The 20,445-nt window shown below is 47.4% G+C and carries 17 protein-coding genes, 1 pseudogene and 1 riboswitch; of the genes and pseudogenes, 9 read left to right on the forward strand and 9 right to left on the reverse strand.

The window, feature by feature from the left end; genetic code table 11:
* Positions 1-88: 88 nt before the first annotated feature.
* On the reverse strand, positions 89-1,351 hold the full coding sequence (gene lysA, locus H3H32_RS24885) for a diaminopimelate decarboxylase (protein ID WP_182458425.1): 1,263 nt from the start codon (positions 1,349-1,351) through the stop codon (positions 89-91).
* A gap of 42 nt (positions 1,352-1,393) precedes the next feature.
* Between lysA and H3H32_RS24890 the strand changes: the two genes are divergently transcribed.
* From H3H32_RS24890 to H3H32_RS24920, 7 genes and pseudogenes are all read left to right on the forward strand, one after another.
* Positions 1,394-2,776, forward strand: coding sequence for an alkaline phosphatase D family protein (locus tag H3H32_RS24890; RefSeq protein ID WP_182458427.1), 1,383 nt, complete (start codon positions 1,394-1,396; stop codon positions 2,774-2,776).
* A gap of 97 nt (positions 2,777-2,873) precedes the next feature.
* Positions 2,874-3,605 (forward strand): glucosamine-6-phosphate deaminase, encoded by a 732-nt coding sequence (locus H3H32_RS24895; RefSeq protein WP_182458429.1) that lies wholly within the window; start codon positions 2,874-2,876, stop codon positions 3,603-3,605.
* A gap of 83 nt (positions 3,606-3,688) precedes the next feature.
* On the forward strand, positions 3,689-5,011 hold the full coding sequence (locus H3H32_RS24900; RefSeq protein WP_182458431.1) for an NCS2 family permease: 1,323 nt from the start codon (positions 3,689-3,691) through the stop codon (positions 5,009-5,011).
* A 92-nt stretch (positions 5,012-5,103) separates the two neighbouring features.
* Positions 5,104-5,926 (forward strand): annotated as a pseudogene (locus H3H32_RS24905) (5'-methylthioadenosine/adenosylhomocysteine nucleosidase).
* A gap of 125 nt (positions 5,927-6,051) precedes the next feature.
* The gene (locus H3H32_RS24910; protein WP_182458433.1) at positions 6,052-7,134 is read left to right on the forward strand and encodes a lipase family protein; all 1,083 of its coding nucleotides are present in this window, start codon (positions 6,052-6,054) and stop codon (positions 7,132-7,134) included.
* 260 nt (positions 7,135-7,394) lie between these two features.
* Positions 7,395-8,219: an alpha/beta fold hydrolase gene (locus H3H32_RS24915; protein WP_182458435.1), complete on the forward strand. Its 825-nt coding sequence runs from the start codon at positions 7,395-7,397 to the stop codon at positions 8,217-8,219.
* A gap of 130 nt (positions 8,220-8,349) precedes the next feature.
* Complete coding sequence (locus H3H32_RS24920) at positions 8,350-8,988, forward strand: sterol desaturase family protein (RefSeq protein WP_182458443.1); 639 nt, start codon at positions 8,350-8,352, stop codon at positions 8,986-8,988.
* 152 nt (positions 8,989-9,140) lie between these two features.
* On the opposite strand, the gene H3H32_RS24925 is transcribed toward H3H32_RS24920, so the two are convergent.
* The 4 genes from H3H32_RS24925 to H3H32_RS24940 form a co-directional block, all read right to left on the reverse strand.
* The gene (locus H3H32_RS24925) at positions 9,141-9,881 is read right to left on the reverse strand and encodes an esterase family protein (protein ID WP_240543483.1); all 741 of its coding nucleotides are present in this window, start codon (positions 9,879-9,881) and stop codon (positions 9,141-9,143) included.
* A 63-nt stretch (positions 9,882-9,944) separates the two neighbouring features.
* The gene (locus H3H32_RS24930) at positions 9,945-10,538 is read right to left on the reverse strand and encodes a GDSL-type esterase/lipase family protein (RefSeq protein ID WP_182458447.1); all 594 of its coding nucleotides are present in this window, start codon (positions 10,536-10,538) and stop codon (positions 9,945-9,947) included.
* A 19-nt stretch (positions 10,539-10,557) separates the two neighbouring features.
* Positions 10,558-11,637 carry a homoserine O-acetyltransferase family protein gene (locus tag H3H32_RS24935; protein WP_182458450.1) on the reverse strand — a complete coding sequence of 360 codons (1,080 nt, stop codon included), beginning with the start codon at positions 11,635-11,637 and terminating at the stop codon, positions 10,558-10,560.
* A 98-nt stretch (positions 11,638-11,735) separates the two neighbouring features.
* Positions 11,736-13,049 carry an O-acetylhomoserine aminocarboxypropyltransferase/cysteine synthase family protein gene (locus H3H32_RS24940; protein ID WP_182458452.1) on the reverse strand — a complete coding sequence of 438 codons (1,314 nt, stop codon included), beginning with the start codon at positions 13,047-13,049 and terminating at the stop codon, positions 11,736-11,738.
* A gap of 218 nt (positions 13,050-13,267) precedes the next feature.
* Positions 13,268-13,371: riboswitch (SAM riboswitch) on the reverse strand.
* A gap of 190 nt (positions 13,372-13,561) precedes the next feature.
* Between H3H32_RS24940 and H3H32_RS24945 the strand changes: the two genes are divergently transcribed.
* A complete protein-coding gene (locus H3H32_RS24945) occupies positions 13,562-13,888 on the forward strand; it encodes a DciA family protein (protein ID WP_111344273.1) in 327 nt (108 codons plus the stop codon).
* Positions 13,889-13,963: 75 nt separating this feature from the next.
* On the opposite strand, the gene H3H32_RS24950 is transcribed toward H3H32_RS24945, so the two are convergent.
* Together H3H32_RS24950 and H3H32_RS24955 are read right to left on the reverse strand one after the other, a co-directional pair.
* Positions 13,964-14,764, reverse strand: coding sequence for a polysaccharide deacetylase family protein (locus tag H3H32_RS24950; protein WP_182458454.1), 801 nt, complete (start codon positions 14,762-14,764; stop codon positions 13,964-13,966).
* On the reverse strand, positions 14,713-15,714 hold the full coding sequence (locus H3H32_RS24955; RefSeq protein WP_182458456.1) for a glycosyltransferase family 2 protein: 1,002 nt from the start codon (positions 15,712-15,714) through the stop codon (positions 14,713-14,715). Before H3H32_RS24955 ends, H3H32_RS24950 begins: the two co-directional genes overlap by 52 nt.
* A 459-nt stretch (positions 15,715-16,173) precedes the next feature.
* On the opposite strand from H3H32_RS24955, the gene H3H32_RS24960 reads away from it, so the two are divergent.
* Complete coding sequence (locus tag H3H32_RS24960; protein WP_182458458.1) at positions 16,174-18,093, forward strand: CocE/NonD family hydrolase; 1,920 nt, start codon at positions 16,174-16,176, stop codon at positions 18,091-18,093.
* 85 nt (positions 18,094-18,178) lie between these two features.
* Here the strand turns inward: H3H32_RS24960 and H3H32_RS24965 are convergent, their stop codons facing one another.
* Positions 18,179-18,679 carry a BRCT domain-containing protein gene (locus tag H3H32_RS24965; RefSeq protein WP_182458460.1) on the reverse strand — a complete coding sequence of 167 codons (501 nt, stop codon included), beginning with the start codon at positions 18,677-18,679 and terminating at the stop codon, positions 18,179-18,181.
* Positions 18,680-18,754: 75 nt separating this feature from the next.
* The gene (locus H3H32_RS24970) at positions 18,755-20,356 is read right to left on the reverse strand and encodes a Na+/H+ antiporter (protein WP_182458462.1); all 1,602 of its coding nucleotides are present in this window, start codon (positions 20,354-20,356) and stop codon (positions 18,755-18,757) included.
* Positions 20,357-20,445: the final 89 nt, after the last annotated feature.

The following is a 20,445-nucleotide window of genomic DNA, read 5'->3' on the forward strand; positions in this document are numbered from 1 at the left end:
GAGGTTTACGGTTTGAGGTTTACGGTGGCTGACGCATGAGTTGTTTTCGCGTCAGCCACCGTAAACCTCAAACCGTAAACTATACCTTTTATCTTACTTGCTCAATTGTTTCAGGATTCAAAACTGCTACATCGACCTGTCCGCGCAGCAAATCCTCGAAGGTTTCGCGTTGGCGAATCAGGTAAGGTTTTCCTTCGTAAACCAGTACTTCGGCAGGTCGGAAACGGGCGTTGTAGTTCGAGGCCATGCTGAAGCCATACGCTCCGGCATTCTCAAACGACAGCACATCGCCAGGCCGAACGTCGGGCAAGGGGCGGTCGGTGGCAAAAGTGTCCGTTTCGCAGATATACCCTACCACGTTGTACGTTTTCTCAGAACCCGTCGGATTTGAGATGTTTTTGATGTCGTGATAGGCATCATACATCATTGGGCGAATAAGGTGATTCAGTCCCGAATCTACCGCCACGAATGTCCGGGTCGGGTTTTCCTTCACGATATTGGTTTTGACCAGCAAATGACCGCTTTCGCTTACCAGAAACTTGCCCGGTTCAAACCACAATTCCAGGTCACGACCGTATTGTTGGCAGAAATCACGAAACGCGGCAGAGACCTGACGGCCTAGCTCGGCCACATCTGTAATATGATCTCCTTCTTTATAAGCCACTTTAAAGCCACTTCCGAAATCGATGAAGGTCAGGTTAGGGTAATCGCTGGCGAGGGCAAATAACACCTCGGCCCCTTTTAAAAACGCACCAGCATTCTTAAAATCCGAACCCGTATGAATGTGCAAGCCCGTTACCGAAATCTGATATTGATCAGCGATTGCCTTTATCTCCGCCCGTTGCAGAATTGAAATTCCAAACTTAGAATCGGCGTGCCCTGTCGAAATCTTGATATTGCCGCCTTCGCTGATGTGCGGATTAATTCGAATGCTGACCGGCACCTGACCGCCATAATTTTGTCCAACCCACTCCAGCAACGACAGGCTATCTACGTTTAGTTGTAGACCCATGTCAATCGCTTCCCGGATTTCTTCGAACGAGACTCCGCTGGGCGTGAACATAATCTGATCCGGTGTAAAACCAGCCAGCATACCCATCCGCGCTTCATTAACCGAAACCGAATCCATTTCCACACCTTGCTGCCGCATCAGCTTCAGAATCGATACGTTGGTTAGCGCTTTGGCCGCATATTTTATCTTTAGGTTAACACCGGCGAAAGAAGACCGGAGTAAGCCTATTTTTTCGATAATTTTATCGGCATCATACACATATAGCGGTAACCCGAACTCGTCGGCTATGGCCAGAACATCGACGCCCTGAATCTGGTAGGTTTGGTTATTTAGTTGCATAACTTTGTCAAACGAGCCGCAAAATTACGCCATCTTTCCCCCATGTACAAAATTCAATTTCTCTTACTACTCACGTTATTAGGTCCGTTGGTGTTATTTGGCCAACAACCAGGTAAACGGCAAACGGCAGTTTCCCCCTCAAAGACCAAATCAGCCAGCCAAAGCAAGCTCCAGTCTGGCCCGATGGTCGGCTATTCGGAAATGCGCGAGGTGATGCTCTGGGCGCAGACTAAACAACCTGCCAAAGTCCAGATTCGCTACCATGAGACGGACAACCCGAGTGTTAACTATCTGACCAACGAAGTACAAACCAACCGGCAAACGGCTTTTACAGCCCACCTGCTCGCCGATCAGGTGGAACCCGGAAAAAAGTACACATACGAACTGTTGATCGAGGGCCAGAAGGTGAGCCTGCCCTACCCGACCCAGTTTCAGACCCAACCCCTATGGCAGTGGCGGACCGACCCTCCGACGTTTCGCTTCGGCGTCGGAAGCTGCACCTACGTCAACGAACCTGAAGTGGATCGTCCGGGTAAACCTTACGGTGGTGGCTACGAGATTTTTACGGCATTGGTTGCCCAAAAACCGGATTTCATGCTCTGGACCGGCGACAATACCTATACCCGCGAAGTTGACTGGAATACGAGAACGGGCGTTTTGCGACGCTATACCCACACGCGTTCCTTACCCGAAATGCAGCCGCTACTGGCCAATACGCATAACTACGCAACCTGGGACGACCACGATTATGGCCCTAACGACGCTGATCGATCCTATTGGTTAAAACCCGTTACCCTCGAAGCGTTTAAACTATTCTGGGCCAATCCAAATTTTGTGTTTTCTGAAGGTTGTGCCGGTACTTTTTTCTGGAATGACTGCCAGTTTTTCCTGCTCGATGACCGGACGTTCCGGGCACCAAACGATATGCCTGATGGTCCAGAAAAAGCTTATTTCGGCGATAAGCAGATGCAGTGGCTGGTAGACGCCCTAACGTTTAGCAGGGCGACCTTTAAGTTTATCGTAACGGGTGGTCAAATCGTCAATCCGACAGAGGCTTTTGAAAATTATTCCATTTATGGCACCGAACGCAATCGGTTATTTAAAGCCATTACCGATGCCAAAATTCCGGGCGTGTTGTTCATTACCGGCGACCGTCACCATTCGATTCTACACAAATTAGATCGACCGGGCACCTATCCTCTGTACGACCTAACTATCTCGCCCTTAACATCGTCGGTAGCCCAACCCCGCGCCGATGAGCTGAAGCAGCCCACTTATGTGGCGAACACGTTAGTAACCGAACGCAATTTCGGCCTTTTGAGCGTGAGCGGCCCGTTAAAGGATCGCGTGCTGACCATGAAAGTTTACGACCAGAAAGGTGCCGAACACTGGACGAAAGAAATACGGGCAAATGAATTGAAATAGACTTACGGTTTATGGTATTTGGTTTACAGTAAGCTATCGCATAAATAGCTAACGCGTCAGCCCACCGTAAACCAAATACTATAAACCGAATACCTTAATGACATTCCATCAATTCCCTGACCACGCGACCTTGTCGCAGTACACCGCTGAGCATATTGCGGCCATTATTAATCAGAAACCAGACGCCTTATTGTGCTTAGCTTCGGGCGATACCCCTATTGAAACCTATCATCGGTTTGTCGATTTAGTAAAAGCCGACAAGGTCGATATCAGCCAGTGCACGTTTGTAGGGTTGGACGAATGGGTAGGTTTTGGTCCAGAAGATTTTGGAAGTTGCTCGTACTATGTGTTCCGCGACCTGTTTACGCCTTTGAATCTACGTCCAGACCAAGTTCATGTATTCGACGCCAAAGCAGATGATTTACAAGCCGAATGCGCCAAAATCGATGCCGTTATTAAAGCCAAAGGCGGACTGGATCTGTTGCTGGTAGGCATGGGTATGAATGGCCACATTGCACTGAATGAACCAGGCACCCCGTTTACCCTCGGCTGTCATGTAGTTGACCTGGCGGAAAGTACAATAACCGTTGGTCAGAAATATTTCGAGAAAGAAACCTCGCTAACGCAGGGCATTACCGTCGGCCTTCGCCACCTGACCGAAGCGAAGGAGGTTATTCTACTAGTCAGTGGAGCGAAAAAAGCACCTGTTCTACGCGATGCTTTACGTGGTCCGATAACCGAAGAAATGCCCGCCAGTATTCTTCAAACGCACGCCAACGGACAGGTTTGGGTCGATGAGGCCGCCGGAAGTTTGCTGGCTGACGTTTGACGTTTCAGTTTGAAGTTTGTAGTTTGAGGTTTGAAGTTGTCTTCTTAGGAACCTCAAACTACAAACCTCAAACTTCAAACTACTTGTCTCCTTCCTCTCAACTCCCCGCCGTTTCCCGCCGAACTGAAATTCTTGCTGGTATTTCTACCTTCCTGGCAACGATGTATATCATTGTTGTTAATCCAGCTATTCTGAGTCAGGCCGGATTGCCGTTTAGTGGTGTACTGACAGCCACGGTCTTACTCTCGTTTTTTTGCAGTCTGATGATGGGCTTATATGCCCGCAATCCGATTGTTGTTGCCCCTGGTATGGGGCTGAATGCCTTCTTCACCTTCACTGCCGTTAAAGGCATGGATATATCGCCCGAAGTCGCGCTTGGCGCTGTTTTCTGGGCTGGTGTTTTATTCCTGCTACTCTCCGTATTGAATGTCCGTTCAGCCATTGTACGAGCGATTCCGCAACCGTTGCGCTATGCCGTTTCGGCAGGTATTGGTCTATTTATTACACTGATTGGCTTCGAGAATGCGAAGTTTATTGTGGCCAATCCTGCTACACTGGTCAGCATTGCCCATTTTAGTGATCCAATCGTTCTCACGTTTATCTTTGGCTTATTATTAACCAGCATCCTGGTTGTACGTGATGTGCCGGGAGCCATTATCATCGGAATTATCCTAACAACGTTGGCTGCCTGGCCAATCGGTCGCCTTTGGGGCGATGCGTCGGCCATTAATTTCGGACAGAAAACATTAGTCAATTTTCAGGGCCTTTGGGCTGCGCCTGATTTTTCATTACTTGGTAAGTTAGATCTAGTCGGTTCATTATCGTGGTCACTCTGGCCAGTCATTTTTGCCTTTGCCTTCACGGATTTATTTGACAGCTTGTCTACGTTTGTCGGTGTAGCCGAAGCCGGTGGTTTGCAGGATGCTGATGGTAATCCGCACAACCTGAATCGTTCATTATTAACCGATGCCGTATCAACAACCCTGGCGGGTTTGTTTGGGACCAGTCCCGGAACGGCTTATATCGAGTCGGCGGTGGGGATTGCACAGGGTGGGCGAACAGGATTGACGGCCATTGTAGCAGGTTGTTGTTTTCTTCCGTTCCTATTTCTGTCACCCTTATTATCAGTCATTCCAGCCATTGCCACAGCCCCGGCCCTGGTACTGGTTGGAGCATTCATGATGAAACCAATTACGCGTATTGCCTGGGGGCAGTTAGATGACGCGCTTCCGGCTTTCCTCGCCCTTGTTCTCATTCCATTTAGCTACTCCATCACGCAGGGCCTTATTTGGGGCTTTCTCTCGTGGACTGTCGTAAAGGTTGCCGTTGGCAAAAGCCGTGAAGTGCCGATGGGCCTGTGGATTGTCGATATGTTTTGTGTGCTGGCGCTGACCAGTGGCCATTGATTATGTCCATAGAGCGGTCCGCCGTTGCGGCACGGAGAACACAGACCGAGGATGCCACCTTAATTTGACTAATAATTCTTCCCCACTTTCTAATGAAAAAAATAACGCTATTTCTCCTCTTCCTCTCTCATTTCACGTTTGCTCAACGATATAAACCTAAGAATATCACCGGCTTATTAGGTGCCTTTGGCGCTGAAGTAGCTTTAGTCAAAGAACAATTAAAAAAGCCGAAAACTATTCTGGTCGATGGAGTCACATTCACGACGGGGCGCATTGGGAATCAGAAAGTTGTGGTGGCCGAAACGGGGATTGGTAAAGTCAACGCAGCCATGACAACGGCTTTAATGCTCGATCATTTTCGCCCCCAGCGCATACTATTTACAGGTATTGCAGGCGGCACCAACCCCGATTTACAACCCGGCGACATTGTTATTGCCAAACAAACGGCCCATCACGACTATAGCTCAATTACCGATAAAAACACGCCAACGCAACAGACTCGGAATGCGATCACCAAAGAGTTCAATCCACTCTATTTCCCAGCCGATTCTGCCTTGTTGCGTTTAGCCGAAACCATTGTAAAAACTGTTCCACTCGAAGGAATTCCCCTGGCGTCGGGGGGGCGTTTCAGACCGACCCGTTAAGGTTATTACCGGAACTGTTGTAACAGGTGATGTCTTTGTGGCTTCGTCGGAAAAAGGGAAAAGCCTACGAGCCAATTTCGGGGCCGATGCAACCGAAATGGAAGGAGCCGCCATTGCACAGGTCTGTTACCAAATTCAGGTACCACTTCTGGTTATCCGCAGCCTCAGCGACCGAGCCGACGCCGAAGCGCACATTGCCTACGACAAATTTTACCCAACAGCTGCCCGTAACTCGGCAAAACTCGTCATCGCCCTGGTGAAGTCATTGTAGTTTCCACTCCCTCAAAAAGGTTACCTTTTATTGGGAGCAGACAACTTTTCGTTCATCTTTGAGCCATGTAATTCCTCTCGCGAACAGCCCAAGTCAGGTCTCAGCGCTTTATACATGGCTCACTTATGAAACACATCGTCTTGCTCCTTGCTCTGTTTGTATTACCGATAGCACTTTTGGGCCAGCCGCTCAAACCAGGTTTTGATAAAGCCGAATACATCGAAATGCTTAAAGTATCGGCACAATTTGGCGATTCGACCTACGTTCATTCCTTTCCCACACCTCAGCAATTCAAACTGATTTATCGTTCCAAGGTTGTTGGCTTAGATAATAAGTGGGATTTGTGGACTAATAATCAAGGCGTTGCTGTCATTAGTCTTCGGGGAACAACGGCCAATAGTGTTAGCTGGCTGGCCAATTTTTACGCAGCTATGGTTCCAGCAAAAGGAGAACTGCAAATTAGCGATACGGAGAAATTCACCTACGATCTGGCCGATCATCCACAGGCAGCGGTTCATGTAGGCTGGTTGGTTAGTACCGCCTTTCTGGCGAAAGACATTCTGCCCAAAATTGATTCCAGCTACCGGGCTGGTATCAAAAATATCCTGATTATGGGTCACAGTCAGGGAGGTGCCATTGCGTTTTTGCTTACCTCCCATTTGCGAAATCTACAGAAACAGTCCCGACTTCCGGCAGATATTCAACTCAAGACGTATTGTAGCGCGGGCCCTAAGCCGGGGAATCTTTATTACGCCTATGAATATGAAGCGGCTACGCAAATGGGTTGGGCATACAACGTGGTTAACTCTGCCGATTGGGTCCCCGAAGTCCCTTTTTCGCTCCAGACCGTCAATGATTTTAATACGACAAATCCTTTTGCGGGAGCGCCTGCGATGATTAAGAAGCAGAAACTTCTCAAACGCATTGTTTTGAAATACGTGTATAACAGTCTGAGCAAACCATCGCTAAAAGCCCAAAAGAACTATCAGAAATATCTGGGCAAAATGGCTTCCAGCACAGTCAAAAAGACACTAAATGGATATGTGGCCCCTGAATATTACAACAGCAACAACTACGTCAGAACAGGAAACACCATTGTTTTACTGGCCGACAGCGCGTATTTCAAAAAATACCCCGACAGTAAAGAAAAGGTCTTTACACATCACTTCCACCCGCCTTATTTGTACCTGACGGAGAAGTTGCCGTAGGAAATCAGGCGTCGAAACAGGTACATGAATTGCTGATCAGACCGCAGAAACGGTGAGAAAAACTTAGCAGATACGTTAGGGTGTGGATCAATACTTTTTGTCGCGATTCACCCCTAAAACTGTCGCTTTTACACATCGAGAAACGCTCAAACGCTTTCTATCTTTGGATAATCGATAAAGTCAAAAATCCTGTATCCTGTTGTGAAAATTCAGTCAAAGCAGGCAATACGATTATCTCAATACGACTAATAGCAAGTACTATGTCTGCCTTATCTCAATCCAGCGAACAACAAAGCAAGTCTTACAGCAGTGGCTATGCGCCTGTTAATGGCATCGATATGTATTACGAAGTATATGGCGAGGGTAGCCCCATCGTATTGCTGCATGGTGCGTATATGACCATTGATATGAACTGGGGGCAATTCATACCCGAATTGTCAAAAAACAGGAAAGTCATTGCTGTTGAATTGCAGGGACATGGTCACACCCCGCTTTCAGACAGGAAATTGTCAAGGGCTACGTTAGCCCGTGATGTAGAAGGCCTCCTGGATCACCTGAATATTGACAGTGCGGACGTAGTAGGTTATAGTTTTGGCGGCTCTGTGGCTTACCAGTTTGCTATACAAAGCCCCGGACGATTAAGGAATTTAGTGATCATTTCGTCCACCTATAAAAGCAGTGGCTGGATGTCAGAAATAACCGACAGGTTTAAGCAAACGAAGCCTGAATTTTTCACAAACACGCCTTTGCAAGCTGCCTATGAGGCTGTGGCACCGGATAAAAGCAAATGGACTCCGTTCCTGGAGCAAATGATCGCTTCGGCGTCAACGCCCTTCGACCTGGGCGATGCCAATATTTCGCAAATTTCTGCACCTGTCCTGATCATAGCCGGCGACAATGACGGGTTGGATAAACTTGAATTGGTCAAAACGTATCAGCTCCTGGCCGGTGAGCGGTGTACTGATCTGGGAGCCATGCCAAAATCCCAATTGGCTATTGTTCCTGGGCAAGGTCATGTTTCCCTAATGATGCAAACGGACACCATCTTAAGTTATCTGGATGGCTTTCTAGGCCGAATAGACTAGCTTCGACGAGGTATTTATACCGAAATGCCCTATGACGACTTCCCCCTAAAACTATCCCAATTTTAGATATAGTAGCACTTCCTGTACCCGGCACCAATTATCTTTACACTTGGTAAACAAAAAAGGTGGCATGGCAAAGAATTATGTATCGTTGAAGGATGAATCTGTTCGGATATTCAAAAATCCCGTTCTTGACCTATTTTCGAGAGTGCACTGGAGTATACCTCTACTCTTCTGGGTTCCAGTAGTGATTGTATCGCTGTACAAAGGGTTCGATAGCGGAGTGTCCTTACTTGCTACAATCCTACTCTTTATCAGTGCACTCGGATTTTGGACATTGGCAGAATACATGCTGCACCGATATATCTTCCATTTTCATCCAACGACAGCTTTAGGCAAACGAATCAGTTTTTTAACGCACGGGGTACATCATGATTATCCCAATGATTCGAAGCGTTTAGTGATGCCACCCTTGCTAGGGGCGCCCCTGGCTGCTATTTTCTACCTGGCTTTTTATTATGTACTGGGTGAGGGCTATGTGTATCCATTTTTTGCCGGCTTCATAACAGGGTATCTTATCTATGATATGATGCACTATGCGATTCACCACGCCAAATCTTCAAATCCGTTTTTACAGGAAATGAAAACCCATCATATGGTTCATCATTTCAACGATGCCGAATCAGGCTTTGGCGTAAGCAGTAAGTTTTGGGACATTGTTTTTCGAACGCTTTTCGTGGCAAAAAGCAAAGAAAAAGCCATAAACTAATTGAAAGATTACTCAATATGAGGTAGTTGTCTAATCTACTTTATCAAGAGAAGACAAGAGACTCGTTTGCGTTTAGGATAAACCTCGCTGCGTAGGTTGCTACTAACCGACAGTACTCGAACGGCACACGGTGTATTCTAAAAATGCTTTAATTAGAGATACAATTGCACCATTTTCTGCCAATCATCGGCCTGATGCGCCCGACCATCCCAGAGGTACAATTCGTGCGATACATTTTTGTTCCAGAGCGCTTCGCTTAGATTCAGGTTGCTGTGGAGAAAGGGATCTTCGGCGCCAATGGTCATTACAATGTCCATCCGACGTAAGTGGTCAAGAATGGCACCGTCGTTCAAATTGGGGACAAAATGATTCGGGCTGTGGAAGTAGATTTCCTCGTCGTAGTAGTTATCAAATAAGCCCCGAAACTCAGCTACGGGTTCCGACAAGTTATAGCGACCACTAAAAGCGGCCACTTTCCCAAACCATTGCGGATGCCGAAGCGCGATATTCAACGCGTGATAGGCCCCCAGGCTACAACCGTGCGAAATCATAAACGGCTGGGGGTTTTTCAGGCGGGAAAGGGGGAGCACCTCATTTAAAATGTACTGCTCGTATTGGTTATGCCGCCGAATACGATCCTGCGGGCTGGCGTATCGATTGTAGACACTTTCGCGGTCTACACTGTCTACACAAAAAAGCTGCAGCCAGCCATTTTCAATTCGATCAGCCAATGCATGAACGAGGCCAAGGTCTTCATACTCATGGAATCGTCCGCGACGGGTGGGGAATACCAGAACCCGCGCCCCTGCGTGGCCAAAGATGAGCAACTCCATGTCACGGTTCAGATTCGGACTGAACCATTTATGATACTCGCGCTGCATAGCGGCATACATTAAGTATCTGTGAAATTGCAATAACTATTGCAGATAAACGCTATCTGGCAGGTAAACAAATCATTAAAAAATTCGAGCGTTTTTCAATAATGTCTGTTGCCACACTCGGTACCCTGCCGGACTTAAATGCAAGCCATCACTTTCAAACAATTCATTACGCGGGCGACCATCGCTACCCAGTAAAGGGGCAGTCATGTCGATATATTGATAATCAGCGTACTTCTCCAGCTCACTGAAGATCAACTTATTCGTCAATCGTATTCGCTCAGAAATACCCCAACGCGAAGGGCTAATTTTTATTGACAGAAATGTGAGCGGTACACCGGGTAGCAGCGTCCGTAGTTTATCGGCAAAAGCGCAGAAGAAGAGGTATACTTCCTCCGGATGTCGCCCATCGCCCAAGTCGTTATCACCCGCATAAAATACAACCGACTTAGGCTTTGCCGGAATAATGACCCGTTCGAAAAACCACCCACAAGCGGCCAGCGTAGAACCCCCAAAGCCTAAATTGAGGGTATTGATCTGGGGGAAATCCTGAGCGAGTGTTGTCCAAAGCCGAATGGATGAACTACCATAAAAAATGACTCGATCTGAAGCTGGTGGTAAGCTACTCAGTTTACGTTCTATTTGTTGAATTTCGGCTTCGTACCAGAACATCCAGTTGTCTTTATAATGACTATTTATTTTCTTTCACTGCTTCGGCCACCTTTGCTTTCGAAACCGCCAAACCAGCCATCCACTTCCGAATCATATTGGCTAGTGGCCGAAATTCAATCAAAAAGCCATCATGTCCGTATAACGAATCAATTTCCTCGTAAGCTGCATCCGGAATATGACGCGCCAGAAACTGTTGTTCAACCGGCGGGAACAACAAATCGGAGCGAATACCGACAACCAGAGTATGGGCTTTAATCTGCGCCAACGCATTAAGTATGCTACCTCGGTTACGACCCACGTTGTGCGAATCCATCACCTTCGAGAGCGTCCAGTAGGTAAACGCATTAAAGCGCTCAACCAGTTTTTCGCCCTGATAGCGTTGGTAACTGGCCGATTTATAGCCGTCTAATTGCTCATTGTTATCCAGCGCCTGGGTAAACCCATACGTATCATAATTCCGGTATGAAATCATAGCCATCGCGCGGGCCGCTTTCATGCCTGCCAAACCTGCATCGTCGCGTTGTTCTGGCCAGGTTGGGTCGGCTTCAATAGCCATTCGCTGCGCTTCATTAAAGGCGATGCACCAGGGTGAGGCCACAGCACTAGCCGCAATAACGATCAGATTTTCGATTAGATTTGGCTGATAAATGGCCCATTCCAGCGCCTGCTCTCCACCTACCGATCCTCCAATACAGGTGTGAATTTTTTCGATACCCAACTCCTGCCGAAGTAAGTCCAGCGCATTCACCATATCTCGAATCGTCACCATCGGAAATTCGTGGTGAAAGGGTTTACCTGTAGCCGAATTGACCGATAAAGGACCTGTGGAGCCGTAGCACGACCCTAGCACATTGGCGCATACAACAAATTGCCCTGCTCCCGACGGGGCTTCAGGATCAAAATATTTACCGGGGCCAACCATACCACCCCACCAATCGCCCGCATCGGCATTACCGGTCAGCGCATGGCACACCCATACGACGTTCGAGCGGTCTTCATTGAGCCTGCCGCGTGTGGTATAAGCCAACCTAAATCCGGGCAGGCTTTCGCCCGATTCGAGCGCGAACGAATATTTATAATCGAAATACTGGAGGTTCATTTTATTCTTTTTTTGTCATTCCGACATCAGGAGGAATCTCAAATTCCTTTAGTAGAGGCTTTGAGATTCCTCCTGACGTCGGAATGACAAATAAATAACTACGTCAATACCGATTCGGCAATTTTGGCAAACGCCTGCTCGAAGTCAGCTTTAATATCATCGATATACTCGATACCTGCCGACACGCGCAATACGCCCACCTCAACGCCTGCACTCGCTTGCTCTTGCTCGCTTAGTTGCTGGTGTGTAGTGGCCGCCGGGTGAATAATCAGCGTTTTTGAATCACCGACGTTGGCCAGATGGCTTACTAATTTCAGATTATTGACAAATTGATCGGCAGCGTCTTTATCTCCTTTTATCTTGAACGAGAAAACGCCACCAAAACCGCGTTTCAAATATTTTTTAGCCAGACCATGATAGGCACTGCTTTCCAGACCGGGATAATTTACGGCCTCAACCTGCTCATGGTTTTCGAGCCATTGCGCTAACGCCAGCGCATTCTGCACCGTACGATCAACACGCAGCGACAGCGTTTCTAATCCCTGAAGCAATAAAAATGAGTTGAATGGGCTAATCGCTGGCCCCCAATCGCGCAGGCCTTCAACGCGGGCACGAATAATGAACTGAATGTTGCCAAACGGCCCATTTACGCCAAACACATCGCTGAAGACCAAGCCGTGGTAGCCCTCCGAAGGTTCACTGAACTGCGGATATTTACCATTGCCCCAGTTGTAGGTACCGCCATCGACAATAACCCCACCGATGCTCGTACCATGTCCACCGATCCATTTAGTGGCCGACTCGACAACCACAGCCGCTCCGTGTTCGAGTGGTCGGAAGAGGTAACCACCCGCGCCAAATGTGTTATCCACAATAAGGGGCAGATCATGCTCTTTAGCCAAGGCGGCAAACGCATCGAAATCGGGAATATTGAATCCGGGATTTCCGATGGTTTCGAGGTAAATCGCTTTGGTATTTTCGTCAATCAGTTTGGCGAACGACTCTGGCTTATCGCCATCCGCAAAGCGGGCTTCGATACCCAACCGTTTGAACGAAACTTTAAATTGATTGTAGGTTCCGCCGTATAGAAATGAGGTAGTTACAAAATTATCGCCAGCACTCAGGATATTGCTCAGGGCAATAAACTGAGCCGCCTGACCCGATGCTACGGCCAACGCAGCTACGCCCCCTTCGAGAGCGGCAATACGCTTCTCGAACACATCGGACGTTGGGTTCATGATTCGGGTATAAATATTCCCAAACGCTTTCAGTGCAAATAAATCAGCCCCGTGCGCGGAGTCATTAAAGACAAAGGACGTTGTTTGATAAATAGGAACCGCCCGAGCATTTGTAGCCGAGTCGGGTTCCTGACCAGCATGAAGCTGTAGGGTATCGAAATGAAGTTCAGACATGGTAAAAAAAGTTGAAATGTTATAGGGTTGCTGGGTTCTAAAGTTTAGCGTCTCTGGGTATGTTTACTGCGTAGTAAACGATACAACTATATGACTGTAAAACTTTATAGCTTTTTAGGAGCGCACGACAAACCCTCCCGGCTTTCGTGGCGGTTGGTGCTGAATGCTTAGCAGGCCCCTGGGGGCATACATTGCTGGATGTAGAGCATGTAGGTTACGATTTATAGTCCCTAAATAACTTTAGGCAGGAGTTAGCACCTTGCCGTGTGGTAGGTTGCCAGTGGTTCACAGAGCCTGATCTCTCCCCACTTCTGTATAAATCAACGCGCGCCGGTATGACTTAACCTGACGCGTAACAATTGACTTGATAGCGCAAGTATACTAGCCAAACGGTGCGAATCCAAACACTAGATGCTTTTTCTATCTGCCCATACATTTTTTCTCTTTTGTCGATCATCAGTCATCCATCAAGTCGATTCCTTGTTTACTTTTGTAGTAAGACATACTGCCCAATGAACCAAACGTATCGCTACAACCGTGAAAATGCTACCAGAGTGGCTGGTGTCACGTCCTTAAAAGATGCCATCGGGCAGTTGTTAAAAGCGTATCAACTCCAGACTCGCTTCAACGAAACTTACCTGGAGGCTTTCTGGGGACGTATGATGGGGCCAGCCATTGCGTCGCGTACAAACCGCCTGTACGTTCGAGATCGCAAGCTTCATATCGAAATTGGATCGGCTCCACTTCGTAACGAGCTCGTTAATGCCAAACAGAAACTTATTCAGTTAGTCAATAAAGACATGGGCTCTGATGTGATTGACGATGTCATATTCATTTGATTCCCTTTCTCTCAAAAATGAAAATGCCATATCTCTCCGATATGGCATTTTCATTTTTGACGGATCTAGACTCCGCTAATTTTCTTTACTCAACTGGTTTGCAAATTCTCCCATTGTATTAAAATCACCAAGTGGTTTCAGAAAGCGTAACAGGTTTTCGACCCGGTCGAGCAATTCATCCTTTGAGTGCCTACGCACATAGGTTGGAATTTTCTCGTAGCCCGACAGATCGGTAAACTCCCAGGGATGAACGTATAGGTTCAAAAAACCATCGGCCTCCAGCGTTTGGCGGCAGAGCAATTTATAATAGGATAATGGGAAATTTTTCAGACTTAGCCAGAACAACGGTATCCGTACGGTTGGCGTAACCGAAGCCGGAATTTGCCAAACCCCCAACTCGTTAAATGGGTGGCGTGGTTCGCCCCAGTGATTGTATCGACCCGGAAGCCAGGTTGGATGCAGCGACGAGTTATATTGGTAACCAGCGTCATGAACATCGTTTGGGTCAACATAACCCATACGTGCCCGACGAAAACCAGTTACAGGACGATTTAGTAACTCTTCCAGCGCCAGTCGGGATTTGAGCAGATCGGCGGGTTCAAAAGTCGTGTGAAAATAGCCATGCGACGCGATTTCGTGCTTTTCGGCTAAACTCCGAATTAATTCCGGTTCGTGGATGGCGTAGTTGGCCGTAGTAAAGAGCGTGGTGCGAGCGCCCACTGCATCGAACCGCTGAGCTAGTAAAGTCAACCCACGCGTTGAAACGGCCACTTGTTCGCTTAACGAAATATCGTGGCCGAATTCAACGGCGGTATCAAATTCTTCTACATCAACGGTGAATAAAATATCTCGTCCACCTCGGTTGGTGATTGCCATGTTGTTACAGTCTCCTCAATCTCGCTTGTATCGCCGATAATATAGGCAGGTCGTCCTTTTACCTCGACGAACGTTTTGCCCAAATATACACCGATAATGCCAATCATGATGAACTGCACCCCGCCAACCAGTACCATGAGCAACACCAGTGTTGTCCAGCCCGATACGGTGGCATTGGTAAAGTAGTGCTCATAAAGTGTTTCTGCGCCAAACAAGGCAGCAAACAGGAACATGCCAAAGCCGAGCAATACCGACAAATAAAGTGGTCGGGTCGAGAACGACGTTATTCCCATAGCTGCCAATTGCAGCATTTTGCGGAATGAGTATTTAGAACGACCCGCATAACGAGCAGCAGGCTCGTACAAAATGCGGCATTGACGGAAACCAACCCATGAAATAGCGCCCCGCAAAAACAGGTCGTTTTCTTTAAATTGTTTGATGGTATTCACCACTTTCCGATCAAGTAAGCGGAAATCGGCGGCACCGTCTTCAATCTCCAGGTTCGAAACGTTCCGCAGAACCTTGTAGAAATACTTCGAAGTTGTCCGCTTAAACCAGGACAGTTTAGGATCGGGACGGCGAACCGTATACACGACTTCATAACCCTCGCGCCACTTGGCAATCAGGGTCGGAATGAGTTCGGGTGGGTGCTGAAGATCAGCGTCCAAACAAATCACAGCTTCACCCCGAGCATTTTCGTAGCCTGCACGCAGGGCCATCTGGTGGCCAAAATTTCGGGAAAACGATAGGAAACGAACAACCGGATACTCCTTACTTAACTGCCTGAGCACATAACGGGTCTGATCAGAACTACCGTCATCTATAATCAGAATTTCGTAGGATTCGTATTGTGACATAACAGCCATCAGGCGATGAACCAATACGGGTAAATTTTCTTCCTCGTTAAAAGCTGGCACGACCAGACTGATCATACCTGAGTGAAATTTCATAGTTTATTGATTAATCAAGATCGTTACGAGTGGGCACGCCTTAAAATTTGGTTAAATATAAGTATATCTACCTAATAATTCCAAGAAAACAACTACTCATGATGAAATCTTTATTTTAAGATATGACTACTCCAATTAGTTATAATTGAATATCAGGCAGATCTTAGAAAAAACTCACTTTAAGTAACCCATAAAGGTACTTTGGACAATCGAACGGTTAACATTTTTTAACATCGAAACCCAACTCTCTATGGTGAGTTATATGCAGCTGCTTTATTCCGAAAAGTAAATGTTCTGCTAAATGGTTCCTGGAATAAAGAGTAGTAGGCCAGGTTGATTGAAAACGTATTTATCCATCCTCTCAGTGCAATAAACACCCAACTTGGTAGGCCTAAATCATAGTTCCGGCTAACTTTGCTTTATTCCCTCTTACAGTCAATACAACCTGCTTATTCATTCATGAAAATTACTATTCATCAACTGACTACTACGAAACCGAAAACCCTGAGTCTCATTCTTTGCCTGATTCTGTCGCTAGTAGCTCAACGCCTGATGGCTCAGGGCCCAGGCGTCAATAAAGCCGATTCGGCCTATGTTCGGGAGAATTATACCAAACTGGAGCGCATGATTCCGATGCGGGACGGGATCAAGCTGTTCACCTCAATTTATGTACCTAAAAATACCGATCAGAAATACCCGATCATGTTGGATCGGACGCCCTATAGTGTAGCGCCTTATGGCGAGGATAAATACAAAACGTCGCTCGGGCCATCTATGCTCTTTGCGCGGGATGGCTACATCATCGTGTATCAGGATGTACGGGGCAAGTACATGTCCGAAGGGGACTTTGTAGCCGTAAAGCCGTACATACCCAACAAGAAAAAGAAGACCGACGTTGATGAAATTTCCGATACCTACGATACCATTGAGTGGCTTCTTAAAAACATTCCGAACAACAACGGGCGCGTAGGTACCTGGGGCATATCGGCACCGGGTTTCTACACAACAACAACCATCATCGATGCGCACCCAGCACTGAAAGCGGCCTCTCCACAAGCACCTGTCACTGACTGGTTTATGGGCGATGATCGCCACCATAACGGCGCTTTCTTTTTGATGGGTACGTTTGCCTTTTTATCTTCTTATGGTCAGCCTCGGCCCGAACCTACGCCCAAAAACAGCCCTGGTTTTTCGGCTTATGGTACGCCAAGTGGTTATGAGTTTTACATGAATCTAGGCCCTATCAAAAACGCAAATGAGCAGATTTTTAAGGGAAAGAATCTCATCTGGAATGAAATGATGGATCACGAAGCCTACGATGAATTCTGGCAGGCTCGCACACCCGTTCCTTATTTGAAGAACATCAAACCTGCCGTCATGACCGTTGGTGGCTGGTTCGATCAGGAAGATTTATATGGCCCTCTTAAAGTGTATGCCGGTATTGAACGGAATAATCCAAAATCGCCCAATTCATTGATTATGGGTCCGTGGATTCACGGCGGGTGGGCACGCGGCACGGGTGAGACCTTGGGGAATATTCGCTTTGGTGGCAAGACCTCAGAATTTTATCGGGAAACCATTGAATTTCCGTTTTTCGGTCATTACCTAAAAGATAAACCCGACCCACAACTTCCTAAGGCGTATATTTTCGATACGGGTACAAACCAGTGGAGCAAATACGACCAATGGCCGCCCAAAACTGCCCAGGAGAAAAAGCTCTATTTCCACCCCAATGGAAAACTGTCGTTTGAGCTGCCCAAAACCAGTTCAACGCCATTCGATGAATATGTGAGTGACCCTAAAAAACCAGTTCCGTACACAGCCGAAATCCGAAATATTCGGGGAAGTGATTTCATGTACGAGGATCAACGTTTTGCGGCTACGCGTCCTGATGTGATGGTCTATGAATCGGATACGTTAACGGAAGATGTAACCATAGCCGGAAATGTACTTGCCGACCTGTTCGTTTCCACAACGGGTACCGATGCCGATTTCGTGGTCAAGCTGATTGATGTGTATCCGAACAATTCGCCCAACAACAGCCCAATTCCAGGGACTAAAATGGGTGGCTTTCAACTTCTGGTACGAGGAGAAGTCATGCGGGCCAAGTTCCGTAACAGTTTTTCGAAACCCGAAGCGATGAAACCCGGTGAAGTAACGGAAGTGAAGTTCGATATGCAGGATGCAGCGCACACCTTCAAAAAAGGCCACAAATTAATGGTACAGGTCCAGAGTTCCTGGTTCCCGTTAGTCGATCGTAATCCGCAGACGTTTGTGAATATTTACAAAGCCACAGAAGCCGATTTCCAGAAAGCAACGCACCGGGTTTATTTCTCCCCTCGGCAGCCATCCAGTGTAACGGTTAATGTACTTAAATAAGATTTTGGCTGTTATCGTGGTGTCAGTTTCTTAAAACTGACACCACCGTGTGCTTAACCTGTTCTCAGCTATAATTAGTACTATCCTAAACGACCAGTAAAACCAGCGACGTAATCAGGCAGGCGGCAGCAATAAGAACAAGCAGAATACCAAAAACCAATAGATAACCCGGCTTTCGTTCCCGAATTTCAAGAGCGTAAGTCGATTCTGGATAAGGACTTGCTAGTTCTACTTTGTATTCCCCGGCTTCGGCCCGGAATGTAAATAGCTGGATACGGCCCTCCCAGCCATTGTTTACCCGTATGCTTGAAAAAGTTGGATTCACCGTGACCTTTTCGCCTGTCAGTAGAGCCTGGATAGTAGGTGCTGACATCTTCATTGGCACTCGCTGTAAAGTTCTTCCAGATTGCCAGATGGCGTAATCGCCCGCCTTGGTAACGACAAACTGCCCACTTTTTTGCGTCAATGGTAGCTTGAGCAAAACGGAGCCGCCAGCTGCCTTCAGAATTCGCTTGATGCCCTGGATGAGTAAAAAGATGCCAAGCACCCCGAGGCCAACCGATACAATCCATACAGGTACAATCATGACGGGTAGGGTTTATGCCGTGCCTCTCTTTGAGCGTGACGAAAACTAGTTTCTAAGCAACTCATGGCGACTTACTTATTCTGCCGGTTGAACCAACGAAAGTCGGGCTGCTTCGAGGTCTAGTTCCTGTTCCATTTTACGCAGTACATCTCCATCCAATAAACTGCTTTGACGCTGTTCAATCAGAACCGTTCGTTCAACGTCAATCAATTCCAACTGAAGCCGGATGGCTTGCTGATAGAGTTCGGCAGGGCGGGGCGAATTATTTGACGCCCGCAACATACCACTCAATTCACTAATTTTCAGTTCATATTCATTTTTTACATAGCTCAACACATCGTCGTGTACAGAACCTGCCGAGTGGTTAGCTTCGAGATGGGTAATCACTTGTAAAGCCATTTTCTGCCGCAGTTTACGCTCTTCTTTCTTTTCATCGATCTGTTCCCGAACATTCAGCGACTCAACGATTATCGGCAATGTAAGACCCTGAACAACCAGCGTGATTAAAATAACGATAAACGTAATGAACAGAATCAGGTCGCGGGCCGGAAAGGGTTCGCCATTGGGCATCGTAGTTGGTAGTGCCAGAGCGCCGGCCAGTGAGACTACGCCCCGCATACCCGCCCAACCAATGACAACAAGCTGTTGCCAAGTCGGCTTTTCTTCTCGTTTTCGAATGCGCGCACTCAGCCACCTAGGCACATAAGCTCCCGGAAATACCCAGACCAGTCGGCACACAATTGCTACGCCACTAATGAGTAACCCATACAGGGCAGACTCAGGAAGCGAATACCCATTCAGATTAGAAACAATCATGGGCAGTTGCAACCCAATCAGAATAAATACCAGGCCGTTCAGCAGAAAAACAACAATTTCCCAAACCGAATTTACCTGCAATCGGCTATGGTACGAAAACAAGATTGAAGTGCGCGTCGATAGGAAGAGGCCCGTAGCCACAGCCGACAATACGCCGGAAAGATGAAAATTTTCGGCAATCAGATAGGCTCCGTAAGGCGTCAGGAGCGTTAGTGCCGTGCTGATTACGGCATCTTTGCTAATGATCTGGTGCACCCAAAGCATAATCCAACCAATGAGCAACCCAATGGCGATACTCACAATAGCAATGCCAACAAACTGAAGACTTGCCTCCCAGAGCACAAACTGATTGGTTAAAATGGCGACCAAACCATATCGGTAAATAATCAGGCTGGTAGCATCATTCACCAAACTTTCGCCTTCCAGTATGGTTGAAATCTTCTTTGGAACACTCAACCCCCGCATCACCGATGAAGCGGCTACCGCATCGGGCGGAGCAATAATTGCCCCCAGTAAATAACCCTGCGCCAGCGAAAAACCCGGAATGACGGCATGCGCCACGAAAGCGACGACGGTAGAGGTAAATAGCACTAATCCAACAGCCAGCAACGAAACCGACCGGCTGTACATTTTCAGTTCGACGTTGTCAATTTGCCAGGCAGCTGCATAGAGCAACGGCGGTAGAAAAACCAGAAAAACAGCATCGGGCGATAGAATATCCGACGGCAAACCGGGTATCCAGCCAATCAGCAGTCCGACAATAACCAGCAAAATTGGGTACGACATTCGAAACCGTCTGGCCACTACCGCCAGTAAGGTTGTCAGTCCTAGTAAACCCGTTACAATTTCAATTGGGTGCATTGAGTAAATAGAATGTGGGATGATTCGGTTGAGCAGGACAAATTAGCGATAACTTTGTTAACCGACCTAGTGCTACAGCTTATGCTTAT

Origin of the sequence: Spirosoma foliorum (assembly GCF_014117325.1) — a bacterium.
GTDB classification, from domain to species: Bacteria; Bacteroidota; Bacteroidia; order Cytophagales; family Spirosomataceae; genus Spirosoma; species Spirosoma foliorum.